16 protein-coding genes are annotated in these 17,231 nt (G+C 62.8%); 9 read left to right on the top strand and 7 right to left on the bottom strand.

All coding sequences use genetic code 11. From position 1 onward, the window contains the following. Window positions 1–190 precede the first annotated feature (190 nt). Both ACN9M1_RS17645 and ACN9M1_RS17640 read left to right on the top strand, forming a co-directional pair. Entirely contained in the window at window positions 191–466 is a 276-nt protein-coding gene (locus tag ACN9M1_RS17645) for a hypothetical protein (RefSeq protein ID WP_426399866.1), read from the top strand. A 449-nt stretch (window positions 467–915) separates the two neighbouring features. Continuing rightward, complete coding sequence (locus ACN9M1_RS17640) at window positions 916–1,938, top strand: DUF4062 domain-containing protein (RefSeq protein ID WP_426399865.1); 1,023 nt, start codon at window positions 916–918, stop codon at window positions 1,936–1,938. A gap of 141 nt (window positions 1,939–2,079) precedes the next feature. Here ACN9M1_RS17640 and ACN9M1_RS17635 read toward each other — a convergent pair whose 3' ends face one another. The 7 genes from ACN9M1_RS17635 to ACN9M1_RS17605 all read right to left on the bottom strand — a co-directional run bounded on the left by ACN9M1_RS17635 (window position 2,080) and on the right by ACN9M1_RS17605 (window position 10,687). Further along, the gene (locus tag ACN9M1_RS17635; RefSeq protein ID WP_426399864.1) at window positions 2,080–2,889 is read right to left on the bottom strand and encodes an arylamine N-acetyltransferase family protein; all 810 of its coding nucleotides are present in this window, start codon (window positions 2,887–2,889) and stop codon (window positions 2,080–2,082) included. Between the two features lie 31 nt (window positions 2,890–2,920). Then, entirely contained in the window at window positions 2,921–3,895 is a 975-nt protein-coding gene (locus tag ACN9M1_RS17630; protein WP_426399863.1) for a GNAT family N-acetyltransferase, read from the bottom strand. 93 nt (window positions 3,896–3,988) lie between these two features. After that, window positions 3,989–5,560: a methyl-accepting chemotaxis protein gene (locus tag ACN9M1_RS17625; RefSeq protein ID WP_426399862.1), complete on the bottom strand. Its 1,572-nt coding sequence runs from the start codon at window positions 5,558–5,560 to the stop codon at window positions 3,989–3,991. A gap of 229 nt (window positions 5,561–5,789) precedes the next feature. After that, window positions 5,790–6,866, bottom strand: coding sequence for a galactofuranose ABC transporter, permease protein YjfF (gene yjfF / locus ACN9M1_RS17620; protein WP_426399861.1), 1,077 nt, complete (start codon window positions 6,864–6,866; stop codon window positions 5,790–5,792). Next, window positions 6,863–7,921 carry an ABC transporter permease gene (locus ACN9M1_RS17615; protein WP_426399860.1) on the bottom strand — a complete coding sequence of 353 codons (1,059 nt, stop codon included), beginning with the start codon at window positions 7,919–7,921 and terminating at the stop codon, window positions 6,863–6,865. The genes yjfF and ACN9M1_RS17615 overlap by 4 nt, the downstream gene beginning before the upstream one ends. Continuing rightward, on the bottom strand, window positions 7,918–9,504 hold the full coding sequence (locus ACN9M1_RS17610; protein ID WP_426399859.1) for a sugar ABC transporter ATP-binding protein: 1,587 nt from the start codon (window positions 9,502–9,504) through the stop codon (window positions 7,918–7,920). The genes ACN9M1_RS17615 and ACN9M1_RS17610 overlap by 4 nt, the downstream gene beginning before the upstream one ends. Window positions 9,505–9,697: 193 nt before the next feature. Continuing rightward, window positions 9,698–10,687 carry an ABC transporter substrate-binding protein gene (locus tag ACN9M1_RS17605; protein WP_426399858.1) on the bottom strand — a complete coding sequence of 330 codons (990 nt, stop codon included), beginning with the start codon at window positions 10,685–10,687 and terminating at the stop codon, window positions 9,698–9,700. Between the two features lie 330 nt (window positions 10,688–11,017). Here ACN9M1_RS17605 and ACN9M1_RS17600 point away from each other — a divergent pair, with 330 nt between their 5' ends. From ACN9M1_RS17600 to ACN9M1_RS17570, 7 genes are all read left to right on the top strand, one after another. Next, window positions 11,018–11,806: a GntR family transcriptional regulator gene (locus tag ACN9M1_RS17600; protein WP_426399857.1), complete on the top strand. Its 789-nt coding sequence runs from the start codon at window positions 11,018–11,020 to the stop codon at window positions 11,804–11,806. After that, a complete protein-coding gene (locus tag ACN9M1_RS17595) occupies window positions 11,803–13,527 on the top strand; it encodes a fumarate reductase/succinate dehydrogenase flavoprotein subunit (RefSeq protein WP_426399856.1) in 1,725 nt (574 codons plus the stop codon). The genes ACN9M1_RS17600 and ACN9M1_RS17595 overlap by 4 nt, the downstream gene beginning before the upstream one ends. A gap of 2 nt (window positions 13,528–13,529) precedes the next feature. Next, complete coding sequence (locus ACN9M1_RS17590; RefSeq protein ID WP_426399855.1) at window positions 13,530–13,793, top strand: 4Fe-4S dicluster domain-containing protein; 264 nt, start codon at window positions 13,530–13,532, stop codon at window positions 13,791–13,793. Window positions 13,794–13,800: 7 nt separating this feature from the next. Next, on the top strand, window positions 13,801–14,757 hold the full coding sequence (locus ACN9M1_RS17585) for a HEAT repeat domain-containing protein (protein WP_426399854.1): 957 nt from the start codon (window positions 13,801–13,803) through the stop codon (window positions 14,755–14,757). Beyond that, a complete protein-coding gene (locus tag ACN9M1_RS17580; RefSeq protein WP_426399853.1) occupies window positions 14,744–15,034 on the top strand; it encodes a DUF971 domain-containing protein in 291 nt (96 codons plus the stop codon). Before ACN9M1_RS17585 ends, ACN9M1_RS17580 begins: the two co-directional genes overlap by 14 nt. A gap of 365 nt (window positions 15,035–15,399) precedes the next feature. Then, window positions 15,400–16,392 (top strand): sulfonate ABC transporter substrate-binding protein, encoded by a 993-nt coding sequence (locus ACN9M1_RS17575; protein ID WP_426399852.1) that lies wholly within the window; start codon window positions 15,400–15,402, stop codon window positions 16,390–16,392. 44 nt (window positions 16,393–16,436) lie between these two features. Further along, the gene (locus ACN9M1_RS17570; RefSeq protein WP_426399851.1) at window positions 16,437–17,210 is read left to right on the top strand and encodes a molybdate ABC transporter substrate-binding protein; all 774 of its coding nucleotides are present in this window, start codon (window positions 16,437–16,439) and stop codon (window positions 17,208–17,210) included. Window positions 17,211–17,231 lie beyond the last annotated feature (21 nt).

Genomic DNA, 17,231 nt, shown 5'->3' with positions numbered 1-17,231 from the left:
TTTGATCGGTATTGCAGACCTTGCCGTGTGCCCGCCCACCCCTCCCGGTGGGCGGCTCCCCTTACTCAAAGTTAGAGGGCAAGACGATGGCATTACTGATTCACGCTGTTTCCACTTCTTGCGGACGCTGCTCCGCGATATTCCCCGCCCCACCCTGCATTGATCGCCACGCCGTGTGCGGAGGTGTGCGATGACGCTTGAACACAACCGGGACTATCTGAACGGCGCACTGTCTGCGCGGGAGTTTTTGCGGCGCACGCAGGCGGGGTTGAAACTGCATCGGCAGTTTGAGCCGAGGGTGCTGCGGTGGGAGTTGCAGATGCACGCCAGTGACAAATCTGCGGAGTATCAGGCGGGGTTTTTGGATGCGATTGGGGTGTATGTGCTGACCACGCTGGAGGGGGTGTTGGTGGAGTTGTATCGGTGGGAGTTGTTGGAGGAACTGGGGCGGGGGCGGGGTAGATAAGAAGATGTAGTTGCTTTCCCCGGGGACGGGCGGGGAAGCTCATCAAAGCAACGAAGAGCAACAACTTTGCGCTTGGTGTCCGCTCATATGCGTGCGTACTATCAGTGCACGCGAGACGGAGACCCCACATGAAGACCACCTACAAGACTTTGCAGGATGCCGTGCGGGAAAAGCACGGACGGGTTATGCAAACGTGCTGGATAGCTGATCGAAAAGAGAAAAACGGACTACCCGTGAATTCGCGGCGCGTTGGCCCTCGGAAGGAACCTTGCCCACCCCGATTGGCAGCCGCAATTTGACAGTGCTATCCGCGAGCTTGGCTAGCTGCAAATTCCCAATCCATCGCTTTATTTACATAACCAGAAATAGCTAAAATGTCATCTGATCGCCGATATCAAGTTTTTGTCAGCTCGACATATGAAGACCTTCGCGAGGAACGGCAGGAGGTCATGCAAGCCCTATTGGAACTTGACTGCATTCCAGCAGGAATGGAGCTCTTTCCTGCGACCGATGATGATCAATGGACTCTCATAAAGAGAATAATTGACGAATGCGACTATTATATAGTAATTGTCGGCGGACGATATGGATCAATAGGCCCGAAGGAAATTAGCTACACCGAGCAAGAATATCGATACGCCAGCGAATCTGGAAAACCGGTAATTGCATTTCTGCATAAAAACCCACAATCAATCCCCGTGGGAAAATCGGAATCAGATCCTGCATCGGTTACCAAGCTGAAGGCTTTCCGAGAGTTGACTCAGAAGAAGGTTTGCAAGTATTGGGAGAGCCCCGCAGATCTCGGATCGGCAGTGAGTCGCAGCATCATCAGACTAATTGGCACCCATCCAATGCCGGGCTGGATACGTGCTGATAAAGCTGCATCAGCGATCGCAGCAACGGAGGTGCTGCGTCTTCGCAAGACCATTGAGGAACTGCAAGCGAAGCTCGCCGAATCTCAGCTCAGTGCGCCAAAGGGCAGCGAGGAGCTTGCTCAAGGAGAAGAGATTTTTCCGATTGATTATAAATTTGACGGCCATGACAACGAAGGAAATTCATGGATATTCAGTAAACAACTCAATTTTTCATGGAATGAAATATTCGAGGAGATCGGCCCACTTATGCTCGACGAAGTAGCAGATGAGAAAATCCGTGCCGGCTTGGCTCAGCTCGTTAAAGACAGAACGATTGAAACAAAAAATGGAGACCCCGATCTTAAAGGAGTTCGCTCGCTCAGAAATTTCTCAGTCTCGTCCCGCGATGAACAAACCATAAAAATACAATTGCGGGCACTTGGTCTAATTGAGCAAAGCAAGAAAGCCAGGAGCGTGAAAGACACCCGAACCTTCTGGAGTCTGACTCCGTATGGAGATGCCGTTCTTGTTAATCTTCGCGCCATTAGAAAAGGGGAGTTCAAGGTATCTGAAGATGAAGCTGAGGATGAAATTGCAGAAGATTCGCACGAAAACTAATTCACCGATGCAGGCCGTTCCCATGGTTGACGCCTCCGTCAAGCGTGAACGTCTATACCCAGTTGGGGTATGCGGTGGAGCCAGCGCTCACACGCATGGCCGACAAAACGTCTATGGATTCGTCTTTCTGCTCTCCGTGCCTCACCCCCACCCCTCCACTCCAGGCACCCGCATCTGCTCCACCTCCGGCAAGTCGATACCGAAGTACTCAACCAACACCCCCCGCAACGCCCGCCGGTCCTCCAACTCAAACCGATGCGGCGTATCCCCCCGCCAGATCGTTGCATCCCGATTCATCACCGTCACCCGCCCCTCGTCCGTCACTGACCGCATCAGGATACGATTCGTGAACGGCGACGCCGGATGCGTGCTCGTGTAGTGGTTCGCCATTTCAAAGTCGACCGGGTAGTCCTGCTCCAGCGTGGTGACCCAGGCGTCGACGGGCGTGTCGCTGCGCACCTGGGCGCGCAGTGTCCAGCGTTCGCCATCGCGCGCCATCCAGTGCAGTTCGCCATCGATGCTGGCCTGCGTGCCGTCGAGCGGTACCGGCACACGCGGCGCCAGCGAGCCAAAACCTGGGTCGACGACGAAGGTGCCTTCTGGCAGCGGCACCGTCAGGAACATGTGCGTGCGCGGCGCTTCGGTGCGCGGGAACAGCAGCACCACGCGCGATGAGTGGCGCGTGGGCTGAAAACCGAGTTGCTCCAACACGGCTGCAAACAACGTGGCGTGCTCGAAGCAGTAGCCGCCACGGCGCGCGTGGACAAGCTTGTTCTGAATGCTCTCCAAGTCGATGCGGATGCCGCGCCCCAGCAGCACGTCGAGGTTCTCGAAGGGGATGTGCCGCATATGTGCATGCACGAGTTGCGCCAGCGTGTCGTAGGTCGGGCGGGTGTTGCCGCCCCAGCGGATGCGGTTGAAGTAGGCGTCCAGGTTAATGGGCGATGTCACGTGCGGTCTCCTTGTGCGCGGGGGCGCGGGATCAGTCTTTTACGCGGCGACGGAACTGCTGCTCGGTCACGGGGCTGCCCCACTGCGTGCCGGCTTCTTCGTGCGTAAGCGTAAAGCCGAATGACTCGTAGAGGTGGCGGGCGGCGTCCAGGCCCTTGAAGGTGTTGAGGTACGTCTCGTCAAAGCGCGCGTCGACAAAGCGCATGGCGCGCGACATCAACTCGCGGCCAATGCCGGTGCCGCGCAAGGCATCATCCACGATGAACCAGCGCAGGTGTGCGGCGCGATAGTGGGGGTTGCCATCGATGGCGAGCGAGGCAAGGCTGCGGCCGTTTTCCACGCACAGCCAGAGCGCTTTGTTGTCGTCGGGCAGGGATTGCGCAAAGTCGGCCAGTTCCTGGGCGACGCGGCGCTCGAAGAACACGCCGAATCCCCAGTGTTGCGCGTAGAAGCGACCGTGCAGGCTGGCAATGTCGCCAATGCAGCCGGGCACGTAGCCTTGCACGATCTGGATACCGGCCTCGGTGGCGGGGGGTGGGGCTTGATGGTCGTTGTCGTCGGCCAACGCGCTGACGTACTGCGACATCGACGCGAGCAGCCGCTGTTGATCCAGCGGAGCGAGGTGGCGCAGCGCGTTCGATACCTGGTCGGACGCATAGGCGTCGATCTTGCGGCGCAACTGCTGGCCGGCGCGGGTCAGGTAGAGCTCGGAAGATCGGCCGTCGTCATCACACGCGCGGCGCTCGACCAGCCCGGCGGATTCCAGGCGGGTGACCTGGCGGCTGGTGCTGGATTTGTCCAGCCGCAAGCGTTCGGCCAGATCGCGCGCCTGAATGCCGGGTGTACCGGCGATCTCCAGGATGGCGTGCACGGCGGAGGGCGGCAGATCGCTCTGCGCTAGCGTGCTGCGCATGAAACCGAGTTCACGCACCAGCCTGCGCGACACCTCGCGCAGCTCGCTGATGGTTTGCTCGCGGGGCTGGGCGGGCGCTTCGATGAAATCCATGACAGCCTCGATTGGTTGCGTTGAACAACCAATATAGTTGCATGGAGCAACCAGTTCAAGCCGCCCGCTTCTGCCCTGCTCTATGGGTGGTCTTCAGGCAAATGCTGCGCCGGTGCCATTCCCAAGGCGGAACACCGATACTGCGCGCCGCAAGGTCGATGCCTGCTCTTCGAGCGACTGCGCTGCCGCAGCCGCCTGCTCCACCAGCGCGGCGTTCTGCTGCGTGACTTCGTCCATCTGCACGACGGCCTGGTTGACTTGTTCAATGCCCCGGCTTTGCTCGGCAGACGCTGCGGCAATCTCGGTCACGATCTCCGACACGCGGCGGATGGCTTCCTTCACTTCGGCCATGGTCTCGCCCACTTCAGCGGCCTGTTGTGAGCCCGCCTGCACCACGGCAACGGAGGCGCCAATCAGCCCCTTGATCTCCTTGGCAGCAGAGGCCGAGCGTTGTGCGAGCGTGCGCACTTCGCTGGCGACGACCGCAAAGCCGCGGCCCTGCTCGCCGGCCCGTGCGGCTTCCACGGCGGCGTTGAGCGCCAGGATGTTGGTCTGGAAGGCAATGCCTTCAATCAGCCCGGTGATCTCGGAAATCTTGCCCGAGCTGGTGCTGATCTGGTCGATCGTGCCGACCATTGCCTGCACGGCCACGTTGCCGGCCTGTGCGATGGTGCTGGCGTTGGAGGCGAGCGCATCGGCCTGCGCGGCGTTCTCGGCGTTCTGCTTCACGGTCTCGGTCAACTGCGTCATGCTCGACGCGGTTTCTTCCAGCGATGCGGCCTGCTGCTCTGTGCGTGCGGACAAGTCAATATTGCCCGCGGCAATTTCCTTGGACGCCACCGTCACCGATTCGGCCGACGCCTTGATACCGCGCACCGTTTGGGTCAGTTGCTGATCCATCGTGCGCAGCGCGACCAGCAGTTCGCCAAATTCGCCCTGCGTGTCGACAACGATGCCGTTCTCCAGCTTGCCACCGGCAATGTCGTTGGCAACGTTGACGGCACGGCTGAGCGGGCGCGAGATCGCACGCAGCAAGTACCAGCACATGCCCACACCCACCGCAATCCCTGCGCACACCAGCGCGATGGCCACACCGAGGATGCGGTGGTACGTGGCCTCGCTATCGGCAACGAACTCCTTGGCTTGCGAGAGATTGATGGCGATGTCTTTTGTCAGCAGATTGCTGATTGCCTCGCCCGCAACGGCGTGCCGGTTGATGTGCTCTGACGCGGCATCCAGGTGGCCGGATTGCAGCGCGTTGACCACATCATTGGTCGCGGTATTGAACGTCTGCATCGCCTCGTTGAGCTGATTGGCGACTTGGCGCTCTTCATCACTCGTGATGCTGTCGGGGAAATATTGCTTCCACGTGCCGTTGATCTGGTCCATGTCGGCACGAATCGTCTGGATGGACTGCGCAACCTTGGCGGCGTCGTCCTTGAAAACTTGGATGCGCCGCAGTTGCAAGCGCACATCGAGTTGCGCGGCACGCATTTCCGACAAGCGGGCAATGGGCAGCGTGTTGCCGGTGTAGGCGTCGGCCACGTTGCCGTTCAGGCGCATCAAGCCCGTCACGCCAAACACGCCCGTCGCCAGCAGCAGCACCAGGCAAATGCCAAAGGCTGCAAAAAGTTTGAACCGTACCGAATGGACCATTGAGCGCATTGTTTCCCCCGTTCGTTGCTCGCTGTTAAATCAGCCTTGCATAGGCTGCATATCGGCCGGGGAACAAGCACCTAAAGGGTTTTGAAGCTTGTTGAGGAACAAAAAGCGTCAGCAGACGACTGCGGTTCACATGGCGCCTGCACGCAGTGCTCTGCAGGCGACTCCCGGGCCAAACTAGTGCATCGCCATGCTCCAATTTGATGCACCGGTACGGTGTTGACGTGATACCTCAGCCCGGCGATACCGTTGCATGATGGGCATGGACGATGGCAGCCGGCGCAGCGGCATCCTTGGCCGGCTTGGGCGCCTGCTGTGCCGGCCGATTCCCGCCCGATGGCGGCACAGACGCACCGCGCTGGCTGCGCCCGAGCACGCGCTGCATAAGGCAGAACACGCACAGCAGCACGCCGATGGCAATGCGTGCCCACCACGAACTGAGCGTGCCGTCGAACGTGATCAGCGACTGGATCACACCCAGCAGCAATACGCCCACCACACTGCCGCTGATCAGTCCTACACCGCCGGTAAGCAACGTGCCGCCGACCACGGTGGCGGCAATGGCATCCAGCTCCATGCCCTGCGCATGCAGGCCGTAGCCGGAGAGCATGTAGAACGTCACCAGCACCCCGCCCAGCGCCGAGCACAACCCGCTCAGCACATAGACGAGAACACGCGTACGCGCCACGGGCAAGCCCATCAGCAAGGCCGAGCGCTCGTTGCCGCCCAGCGCATACATCGTGCGGCCAAAGCGGCTGCAATGCGCTAGCCACACGGCCGCCGCAAACACCACCAGCGCAATCACCACGCTGGGCGACACGTAGTTGCCGCCGCCCACAAAAATCTTGTGCTGCGAGAGCGCCGTATAGGTAGGGTCGGTAATACTGATCGAATCAATGCTGATGAGGTAGCACAGCCCCCGCGCCAGGAACATACCGCCCAGCGTGACGATGAACGGCTGAATGCGGAACACCTGGATCAGCATCCCCATCATCAAGCCGAACAACGCGCCCACGGCCAGTACCAGCGGCACCACTGCGCCGATCGACCAGCCATGGTGCTCGACCAGTGCGGCAGAGATCATGGTGGTGAGCGCCACCACCGCCCCGACCGACAAGTCGATACCGCCCGACAAGATGACGAACGTCATGCCGATGGCGACGACGATGAGGAACGCGTTGTCGATCAACAGGTTCAGAAACACCTGCACGCTGAAGAAGCCCGTGTACGTGACGGACCCGAAGCCGAACAACAGCACGAACAGAAACAGCGTGACGTAGAACGGCAAGCGCCGTGGATTGATTTTCATGACTGCGCCCCGGTACGGCGTGGGCCTTGGCGTTGAAAGAGCATGGCGCGGAACGATTCCGACTGCGCCAGGCACACGGCAAACACCACCACGGCTTTGACTACGAGGTTGATTTCAGGCGGCACGCCCATCGAGTAGATCGCATACGTGAGCGTCTGGATGATGAGTGCGCCAATCACGCTACCCCACAGGCTGAACTTGCCGCCCGCAAGGGAGGTGCCACCCAGCGTGACGGCCAGGATGGCGTCCAGCTCCAGCAGCAGCCCAGCGTTGTTGCCGTCCGCGCTCTTCACGTTGGAACAGATGATCAGCCCCGCCACGCCGGCCATGGCACCGCAGAACCCGTAGATGCCGAACAGCAGCGCCTTGGTATTCAGCCCGGCCAGCCGCGCCGCCACGGGGTTGATGCCCACCGCCTCGATGAACAGGCCCAACGCTGTGCGATGCATCAACAGCAGTAGCAGGCCCAACACGGCGGCGGCGATGTACAGGCCAAACGGCAGCCCGAACAGGTAGCCGTTGCCGACAAAGAAGAACGGCTCGTAGTAGACGGTGATGATTTGGCCGCCGGTAATGAGCTGCGCCACGCCGCGCCCGGCCACCATCAGGATCAGCGTGGCGATGATGGGCTGCATGCCTGCGCCCGCCACCAGCATGCCGTTCCACAGGCCACACACCAGCGCCGCGCCCACGGCGGCCAGCAGCGCGAGCACCAGCGGCACCTTGGTCACATACACGGGCAGGCCGTTCTGCACGACCAGCGTGCCGCCGATGAGCGATGCCGCAATGGCGCCGGAAATGGCGACCACCGCGCCGACAGAGATGTCGATGCCGCCCACGGCAATCACCAGCGTCATGCCTAGCGATACGAGCATCAGCGGTGCTGCGCGGTTGAGGATGTCGATCACACTGCCGTACAGGTGCCCGCTGCGGATTTCCAGGTGAAAGAAATGCGGGTTGAACCACGTGTTGAGCAGGCACAGCAGGATCAGCGTCACGCAAGGCCAGAACAGCCGATGGCCAGCAAGCGTACGCATGCGAGAAGGTTGCGTCATGCGGCGCCTCCGGTGGTGGACTGGCTGATCGGTGATTTAGCCGGCAATTCCCCGCCGGCAATCACGTCGTACAGGTTGTCTTCGGTGACGTCTTCGCCGGCCAGCTCGCCGACCTTCTTTCGGTCACGCAGGATCGCCAGCCGGTGGCTCACACGCAGCACTTCGGGCAGTTCACTGGAGATAAACAGGATCGCCATGCCCTTGCGGCACTGCGCGGTCACCAAGTCCATGATGTCGAGCTTGGCGGCAATGTCGATGCCGCGCGTGGGCTCGTCGAGGATGAGCATGGCCGGGTCCGTCGCCAACCAGCGTGCGAGCACGGCCTTCTGCTGGTTGCCGCCCGAGAGCTGGCCGATGGGCTTTTCCGCATCCGGCGTCTTGATGCCGAGTTGCGCGATGTACTGGTCAGCAATCTCGCGCTGGCGCTTCTTGGGCAGATAACGGAACAGGCCGCGCTTGGCCTGCAGCGCGAGGATGATGTTCTCGCGAATCGAAAGCTCGGCGATGATGCCTTCGGTCTTGCGGTCTTCGGGGCAGAAGCCGATGCCCTGGCGAATCGCATCACGCGGCGAGCTGAACTGGCGCGACTGGCCCTGCACGTTGATGGAGCCGGCGTCATTGCGGTCCACGCCAAACAACAGGCGTGCGGTCTCGGTGCGGCCAGAGCCGAGCAGCCCACCGAGGCCCAGCACTTGGCCCGGGCGCACGTCCAGATCGAGCGGTTGCACCACACCACGGCGTCCCATGCCGCGTGCGCTCAGGAACGCGGGCGCCGTGTCATCCACCGGCGGCACTTCGGTCCGCTCGAAGCGGCTGGCATCGATGTCGCGCCCGACCATCTTGTTGATCAATTGCAATTGCGGCAGATCACGCGCGGCGTATTCGCCTTCCAGCCGGCCATTGCGCAGCACGGTAATGCGGTCGGAAATGGCGTAGGTCTGCTCCAGAAAATGCGTGACGAACAGCACGGCCATGCCGCGTGCCTTGAGCGTGCGAATGGCGGCAAACAGGCGCGCAACTTCGTCGTCGTCCAGGCTGGAGGTGGGTTCGTCCAGGATGAGAATGCGCGCTTCGGTGGAAAGCGCCCGCGCAATCGCCACCATCTGCTGAATGGCCACCGGGTACAGCGACAGCGGCAGCGTGACGTCGATGTGGATGTTCAGATCGGCCAGCAGCGCCTCGGCCGCCCGGTTGGTAGCGCGCCAGTCGATGCTGCCCATGCGCATGGGGAAGCGGCCGATGTGGATGTTCTCCGCCACCGTCAAATTCGGGCAGAGATTCACCTCCTGATACACCGTGCTGATGCCGAGCTTTTGCGCCTCCAGCGGCGAGCCTGGGGCAATGGGTTGGCCACCCAGCAGGATCTCGCCCGCGTCGTGCGCCTCCACGCCAGTCAGCACCTTGATAAGCGTCGATTTTCCGGCACCGTTCTGCCCCATCAGGGCATGCACTTCACCGGGAAACAAGCGGAAATCCACCCCCGCCAGCGCCTGCACACCGGGGAAGTTTTTGGAGATGCCGCGCATGTGCAGCAGCGCGCCGCGGGCATCGTGCGCGGCGGATTGATCAACGTGATCCGACATGGGTGTCACCTGTTAACGTGGCGCAAGCCGGTACGGCGGAATCGTTCGCCGTGCCGGCCCCCTCAGAACCTTTTCATGATCCGTAGCGAGCGGCCCGGGTTGGTCCGACGAGTTGTCCAAACCGGCAGCCGTACATGGGTACGGCGAGCACGAATTTGGCAGACCCGGGCCAAGATCGGGCCGCGCTGTAGGATCAGTATTTGCGGTTCGGAAACTCCTTGGCGGCCACGTCCATCGGGAAGATGCCTTCCTTGGTGACGATGCGCTTGGGCACAGGCTTGCCCGCCAGCACGGCACGCGCGGTATCCATCAGTTGCGGCCCGAGCAGCGGGCTGCATTCCACCGTCACGTTCAGCTTGCCGGCCATCATGGCTTCAAACGCGCCCTTCACGCCGTCGATGGAAATGATGGTGATGTCCTTGCCCGGTTTCAGGCCCGCTTCTTCAATGGCCTGGATGGCGCCGATCGCCATGTCGTCGTTATGCGCGAACAGCACGTTGATCTTCTTGCCTTCGGCCTTGAGGAAGGCTTCCATCACCTCCTTGCCCTTGGCGCGGGTGAAATCACCGGTTTGCGAACGGATGATCTTGTAGTGCGAGTCGGCCTTGATGATCTCTTCAAAGCCGCGCTTGCGATCGATGGCCGGGGCGGAGCCGACGGTGCCCTGCAACTCGACGATGTTCACATCGCCGCCCTTGGGCTTGACGTTTTCCAGCAGCCAGCGCCCTGCCTTGCGGCCTTCCTCCACGAAATCCGACCCGATGAAGGTGGTGTAGAGGGAGGTGTCCTTACTGTCGACCCCACGGTCGGTAAGGATGACCGGAATCTTGGCGGCCTTGGCCTCTTGCAGCACGGTGTCCCAGCCGGATTCCACCACCGGCGAGAACGCAATCACGTCGACCTTCTGTGCGATGTACGAGCGGATCGCCTTGATCTGGTTTTCCTGCTTCTGCTGGGCGTCGGAGAACTTCAGGTTCACGCCGTCCGCCTTGGCGGCGGATTTGATCGACTCGGAGTTGGCGGTGCGCCACTCGCTTTCGGCACCCACCTGGGCAAAGCCCATGGTGAAGGCCTTGTCAGCCGCGTAGGCAGCGGGCCCCGCGCCGGTTGCCAACAGCACGCCGGCCGTGGCGAGAAAGGTCAATACGGTACGTCTGGCGCGGTCAGCGCGCGTTGTTGTCATTGCATATCTCCTCTTATGGTGGAAGCAGCCCGTCACTGCCCTTGCGGCTGCGCACGTTTCTTTTTCAGCCGGCAACCATGCCCTCGTGGCCAGCCGTTCGTGCTGAGCCATGTTATGGACAGTGAGACATAACCGTCTAATGCTTTTTTCTGGCGACATGGATATCGATTCTGATATCGCGCGCTAGGCTGCAGCATCGTGCAGCGCACAAAACGCACCAGGCTTTCGCCCGCAAAAACCGCAGAACCATATCGAAAAAGCTTCGTTCCCCTGGCATTGCCGGCTTTTTAGACTGGGCGCACTCACTTGTTATGACGAGTTCGCACCCAGATGACGACATCCCCACCCTCACCTCGCCTGCCGGCCCCGCCGCTCTATGAGCAGATCAAGGGCGCGCTGCGCGAGGGCATTGTCAGCGGCCTGTATGCGCCGGCATCCCTGCTGCCTTCGGAGGCGGCGCTGGGTGCGCAGTTTGGCGCCAGCCGCATCACCGTGCGTCAGGCCTTGGCTGACTTGCAGAACGAGGGGCTGATCTACCGCCACCATGGCAAGGGCACGTTTGTGAGCCAGCCCAAGGCATTCCAGAACGTAACGGCGCTGCAAGGCTTTGCGGAGGCGATGTCGGCGCAGGGCCATGCGATCCGCAACCGCGTGCTGAAGCTGCAAACGGTGCCTGCGCCCACAGACGTGGCACAGGCGCTGCACCTCACGCCCGGCGCGCCCGTCACCGAATTGCATCGCGTGCGGCTACTCGATCAGGCGCCCGTGTCGCTCGAGGTGACGTGGCTGCCCGAAGCCCTGGGCCGCGTCGTCGCCCGTGCCGACCTGGCCACGCGCGATGTGTTTCTCGTGCTGGAGCATGACGCCGGTGTGGCGCTCGGCCATGCCACGCTGGCCATCGATGCCGCCCTGGCAGACCACGCTACTGCCTCCGCGCTCGACACGGGCGCCGGTGCGCCGCTGCTGCGCGTGGAGCGCCTGACGCACGACGCGCACGGCACACCCATCGACTTTGAACGCCTCTATTTCCGTGGCGACGCCTTCCAGTACCGGCTGCGGCTGGACCGGCAGGTGGCGGCCGCTTCGCAATCCATCCTCCCCTCGCAGGGCATCGCATGAATACGTTGGAACTGGAATACGACCTCGTCATCGTGGGTGGCGGCACCGCCGGCCCGATGGCAGCCATCAAGGCAAAGGAACGCAACCCCGCGCTGCGCGTGCTGCTGATCGACAAGGCGCATGTGAAACGCAGCGGCGCCATCTCGATGGGCATGGACGGGCTGAACAACGCGGTCATTCCCGGCCACGCCACGCCCGAGCAATACACGCGCGAGATCACGCTGGCGAACGATGGCATCGTCGATCAATCGGCCGTGTATGCGTATGCGCAGCACAGCTTTGCCACCATCGAACAGCTCGACCGCTGGGGCGTGAAGTTCGAGAAGGACGAGACGGGCGACTACGCCGTCAAGAAGGTGCACCACATGGGCAGCTACGTGCTGCCGATGCCGGAAGGGCACGACATCAAGAAGGTGTTGTATCGACAGCTCAAGCGCGCGCGGGTGGAGATCACCAACCGCATCGTCGTCACGCGCGTGCTGACCGATGCAGATGGCGCAGCGTGCGGCGTGCTGGGCTTCGATTGCCGCACGGCGGATTTCCTTGTCATCCGCGCCAAGGCCGTGGTGCTCAGTTGTGGTGCGGCCGGGCGGCTTGGCTTGCCTGCATCGGGCTACCTGATGGGCACGTACGAGAACCCCACCAACGCGGGCGACGGCTATGCGATGGCGTATCACGCCGGTGCGGAGCTTTCCAACCTGGAATGCTTCCAGATCAACCCGCTCATCAAGGACTACAACGGCCCCGCCTGCGCCTATGTAACCGGCCCGCTGGGCGGCTACACCGCCAATGCGCGCGGCGAGCGCTTCATCCAGTGCGACTACTGGAGCGGCCAGATGATGTGGGAGTTCTATCAGGAGCTGCAGGGCGGCAAGGGCCCCGTCTTCCTCAAGCTCGATCACTTGGCGGAAGAAACCATCCAGACCATCGAAACGATCCTGCACACCAACGAGCGCCCGAGCCGTGGCCGCTTCCACGCCGGGCGCGGCACCGACTACCGCACGCAGATGGTGGAGATGCACATCTCGGAAATCGGTTTCTGCAGCGGGCACAGCGCATCGGGCGTGTACGTCAACGCGCGTGCTGAGACTACCGTGCCTGGCCTTTACTCCGCTGGCGACATGGCCGCCGTACCGCACAACTACATGCTCGGCGCGTTCACGTACGGCTGGTTTGCGGGGCAGAACGCAGCGGATTACATCGCCGGCAAACAAGGCGAGGTACGCATCGATAGCGATCAAATCGAACGCGAGCGCGCACGCATCTTCGCGCCACTGCAGCGCGATCACGGCTTGGCGCCAGCGCAGGTGGAATACAAGCTGCGCCGCATGGTGAACGACTACCTGCAGCCACCCAAGGTCACGCGCAAGATGGAAATCGGTCTGCGCCGCTTCGACGAGATTGCCGAAGACATCACGCAGTTACACGCGCGCAACCCGCACGAGCTGATGCGCGCGATGGAAGTCAGCTTCATCCGCGACTGCGCGGAGATGGCGGCGCGCGCCTCGCTCTTTCGTACCGAGAGCCGCTGGGGCCTGTACCACCACCGCGTGGATTACCCCGAGCGCGACGACGCCAACTGGTTCTGCCACACACGCCTGTACAAGGACGCGCGCGGCGCCATGGCCAGCCGCAAGCAGGCGGTGGAGCCGTACGTCATCCCCGTCGATGTGCGCGGCACCGATTCCTACGCGCACCTGCGCATCCCCCAGGCAGCCTGATCATGTCTCACGCCCCACTCTCATTGCACACGCCCCACGACATCACCTCGCGCAGCAGCGCCCCCGTCACCATTGACGAAGCCAAGTGCATTGCCGACAAGGGCTGCACGGTGTGCGTGGATGTCTGCCCGCTCGACCTGCTCGCCATTGACCTGACCAAGGGCAAAGCCTTCATGCAGTTTGACGAGTGCTGGTACTGCATGCCCTGCGAGCAGGACTGCCCGACCGGCGCGGTGAAGGTCGACATCCCCTATCTGTTGCGTTGAGGTGGCGATGACTAGCTACCTGCACCGATTACGCGATGACGATGCCGCCACCCGCCGCGTCGCCCTGCTGCAGCTTGCCGATGAGGAAGACGCCGATGCGCTGCCCGAGGTGATTGCGCTGCTCGCGCACGACCCTGCGCCCGAGGTTCGGCTCGAAGCCGTGCGCATCCTCTCAACCTGGGAACAGCCGGACACCGTGACAGCACTCGTCCACGCTCTCGAAGACGCGGATGCTGCCGTGCGTGATGCAGCGGCGCTCGGCCTGGGCGAATTGAAATCGGCGGACTCGGCCGCCGTGCTCTTGCCCTACGTGAGCCACGCAAGCGCCTTTGTCCGTGCAGCGGCCCTGCGCGGCTTGCGCGAGTTGCGCGTGCCCGACAGCGAAGCGCCCGCGCTGCGCGCCTTGCAAGACACGGATGCCACCGTCCGCCGCGAAGCCGTGGCTGTACTCGGCTGGCGCAAGCATGTAGCCGCACTGCCAGCGCTGGCGGAACGCGCCCGTCACGACAACGATGCAGAGGTGCGGCGCGCGGCTGTGGGTGCGCTCGGCCTTGCGACGGATGCATCTGTACTGCCCGCGTTGCTCGAAGCTCTGCGCGACACCGCCTGGCGTGTGCGTGAGGAAAGCGCCAACACGCTCGGCAAGCTCCGCGCGCTGGCTCCCGACTCGCGCGTCACGCAGGCGTTGGCCGATGCGCTGGCGGATGACTACTGGCAAGTCCGTCTGCAAGCCGCTCGCGCACTCGGCCGCTGGCGTGCGGCGCATGCGATTGATGCGCTTGCCGCGTTGTTCGCACACCCCATCAGCAATCTGCGCAAGGAAGCGGCGCTGGCGCTTGGCGAGATCGGCGAAGCCGCTGCCCTGCCCGCCCTGCGCAACGCCGAAGGCGATGGCGACCCCGAAGTCGTCAAGGCCGTGCGGATTGCGCTTGCGCAGATCGAGGGCACCCGTGCAGCCACCTGAGCGCATCGACAACGACATCGCACAAAGCCGACTGCGGCTGCGCTGGGCCAACGCAGCCATTGCACTCGACCACGCGGCGCTGCGCGAAGCCTGCCGCTGCGCTGGCTGCCAGTCCAAGCGACACCACGGCACGCCGGTCCGCGCGCCGGCCGATGTGCGCATCACCGCCATTGAGCCGGCGGGTTACGGCGTGCAGCTGGTCTTCAGCGATGGGCATGCGCGCGGCATCTATCCATGGGCCTACCTGGCTGAGTTGGCTGCCATAGCAATAGGCTGACCTAGGGTCTGTCTACCTGTGAAACGCGCGCACGCGAGGGGCAGATGGGCCGCAGGGCTAGGCGTGGACGGCGCAGCTTAGCCAGCTAAGTAAGCCGGCCGCAACGACGCCCTGCGGCCCATCTGCCCCTCGCCCGAAGGGTTGACCCGAGCGGGGGCCATCTGCTTTGTCGGCGCGCCTTGCAAAGGGAATGACCCTTTGCGGCGGCGTCCTTCGCGCATCTGGCCCCCGCTTGGGCCAACGCGCACGCGTTTCACAGGTTGACAGACCCTAGCTGCGTCTATGCACATGCAATCTTGTTCGTTCCTTCGCGCACGGGTGGTCCGTAGCATCGACCGCACAAAACTCAACTCGCTGGAGGAATCATGCAACCCCAATCGCCCCATACCGCCCCATCGTCTGGCCGACGACGCTGGCTTGCCGCGCTGCTGGGCGCCGGCCTTGCGCTGAGCGCAGGCCTCACCCAAGCCGCAGACCCGGCCGGCACGGTGCGCATCGGCTTTCAGAAGGCGGGGCTGCTGGCCGTGCTGAAAGCGCAGGGCTCACTCGACAAACCGCTGGGTGACCTCGGCTACAAGGTCGAGTGGAAGGAATTCCCCGCCGGGCCGCAACTGCTGGAGGCACTTAACACGGGCAGTATCGACTTTGGCTATACCGGTGCGCCGCCGGCCGTCTTTGCCCAGGCGGCAGGCGCACGCCTCGTCTACGTGGGTGCGGAGCCGGGCGGCAAGACCAACGAGGCGCTGTTCGTGCTCGACGGCTCGCCCGCGCACAGCGTGGCTGACCTGAAGGGCAAGCGCATTGCGCTGCAGAAGGGCTCCAGCTCGCACTACCTGCTGGTGCAGTTGCTCAAGCACGCCAACCTGACGGTGCAGGATGTGCAGCCGATCTACCTGCCGCCCGCCGAGGCACGTGCCGCCTTCGAGAGCGGCGCTGTCGACGCCTGGGTGGTGTGGGATCCGTACTACGCGCTGGCGCAGAAGGCCCTGAAGACCCGCACGCTGGGCGACTTCAGCGCGGTGCCGACCTCCAACTTCTACGAGGCTACGCCGGAGTTTGTCAAAGCGCATCCGCGCGCTGTGAATGCCATCCTGGCGCAGTTGCGCACCTCGGGCCTGTGGGTGAATCAGCATCCGCAGGAGACAGCGGCGCTGCTGGCGCCCAAGCTCGGTATTGAACAACCCGTAGTGGAAACTTGGCTGCGGCGCGTGCCTTACGGCGTAACGCCCATCACGCCGGAAATCGTAGCGTCACAACAGCAGATTGCCGACCTGTTCCTGCAGCAGAAACTGATTCCGAAAGCGGTGAACGTGCAAAGCGCGGTCTGGCAGGCGAGCTTTCCCATCGCAGGGTTGTAAGCAGTGCTAAGGTGCGGCACCACCGTATGCAACGGAGCCGCATCTTGATCCCGAGAACCCCGCTTCTGGCAACGCTGTTTGCTGTGTGTATGGCCGGCCATGGCGCGCCGGCCTGCGCAGCAGAGGTCACCGTCCTCACGGCCGGTGCGTTTCGGCCCGTGCTCGATGCGCTAGCACCCTCGCTGGAACGCGAGAACCACCTCCATCTGATCATCACCAACGACACGGCGGGCGAGCTGGCCAAGCGCATCCGTGCGGGAGCGGTGTTTGATGTGGCCATCCTGCCCGAGCCGCTGGCAAAAACGCTGGCGGAAGCGGGCAACCTGACACCCACCGTCAGGCCTGTTGCGCGCGTCGGCATTGGTGTGGCGGTGCCAGAGGGCGCGCCGAAACCGGATATCTCCACGGTCGAACAGTTCAAGCAAGCGCTGCTGGCTGCACCATCGGTGGCGTATCTGGACCCGGCGGCGGGTGGGTCGTCGGGCATCTATCTGTCAAAGCTGTTTCAGACGCTGGGCATTGCGCAGGCGATCGCGCCCAAGGCGGTGCTCGTGCATGGCGGACTGGTCGGCACCCGGCTGGTCGACGGCCAGGCTGCGCTGGCGGTCCATCAGGTGAGCGAGTTGCTCGCGGTGCCGCATATCCAATACGTCGGGCCACTGCCCGCTGCTATTCAGAACGACACGGTGTACGCCGCCGGCATCAGCCCCCACGCAAAAAGCGTGGAAGGTGCGCAGGCGCTGCTGGATGCGCTACGCAGCCACGAGGCCGCCGCCGTGCTCCAGCGCAAAGGCATGGAGCCGGCAGCGCCACAGTGAGCACAGTGAGCGCAATAAGTG

The organism is Ralstonia sp. R-29 (assembly GCF_049913345.1).
GTDB lineage: Bacteria > Pseudomonadota > Gammaproteobacteria > Burkholderiales > Burkholderiaceae > Ralstonia.
The sequence above is the reverse complement of the archived record's forward strand: the minus strand, read 5'-3'. Positions and strand labels throughout refer to the sequence as shown.

Bases quoted from the DNA above. Each gene is read 5' to 3' on its own strand.
- ACN9M1_RS17645 (WP_426399866.1), top strand. From the start codon at position 191: ATGACGCTTGAACACAACCGGGACTATCTGAACGGCGCACTGTCTGCG.
- ACN9M1_RS17640 (WP_426399865.1), top strand. From the start codon at position 916: ATGCAAGCCCTATTGGAACTTGACTGCATTCCAGCAGGAATGGAGCTC.
- ACN9M1_RS17630 (WP_426399863.1), bottom strand. From the start codon at position 3,895: ATGGATTTCATCGAAGCGCCCGCCCAGCCCCGCGAGCAAACCATCAGC.
- ACN9M1_RS17625 (WP_426399862.1), bottom strand. From the start codon at position 5,560: ATGCGCTCAATGGTCCATTCGGTACGGTTCAAACTTTTTGCAGCCTTT.
- yjfF (WP_426399861.1), bottom strand. From the start codon at position 6,866: ATGAAAATCAATCCACGGCGCTTGCCGTTCTACGTCACGCTGTTTCTG.
- ACN9M1_RS17615 (WP_426399860.1), bottom strand. From the start codon at position 7,921: ATGACGCAACCTTCTCGCATGCGTACGCTTGCTGGCCATCGGCTGTTC.
- ACN9M1_RS17610 (WP_426399859.1), bottom strand. From the start codon at position 9,504: ATGTCGGATCACGTTGATCAATCCGCCGCGCACGATGCCCGCGGCGCG.
- ACN9M1_RS17605 (WP_426399858.1), bottom strand. From the start codon at position 10,687: ATGACAACAACGCGCGCTGACCGCGCCAGACGTACCGTATTGACCTTT.
- ACN9M1_RS17600 (WP_426399857.1), top strand. From the start codon at position 11,018: ATGACGACATCCCCACCCTCACCTCGCCTGCCGGCCCCGCCGCTCTAT.
- ACN9M1_RS17595 (WP_426399856.1), top strand. From the start codon at position 11,803: ATGAATACGTTGGAACTGGAATACGACCTCGTCATCGTGGGTGGCGGC.
- ACN9M1_RS17590 (WP_426399855.1), top strand. From the start codon at position 13,530: ATGTCTCACGCCCCACTCTCATTGCACACGCCCCACGACATCACCTCG.
- ACN9M1_RS17585 (WP_426399854.1), top strand. From the start codon at position 13,801: ATGACTAGCTACCTGCACCGATTACGCGATGACGATGCCGCCACCCGC.
- ACN9M1_RS17575 (WP_426399852.1), top strand. From the start codon at position 15,400: ATGCAACCCCAATCGCCCCATACCGCCCCATCGTCTGGCCGACGACGC.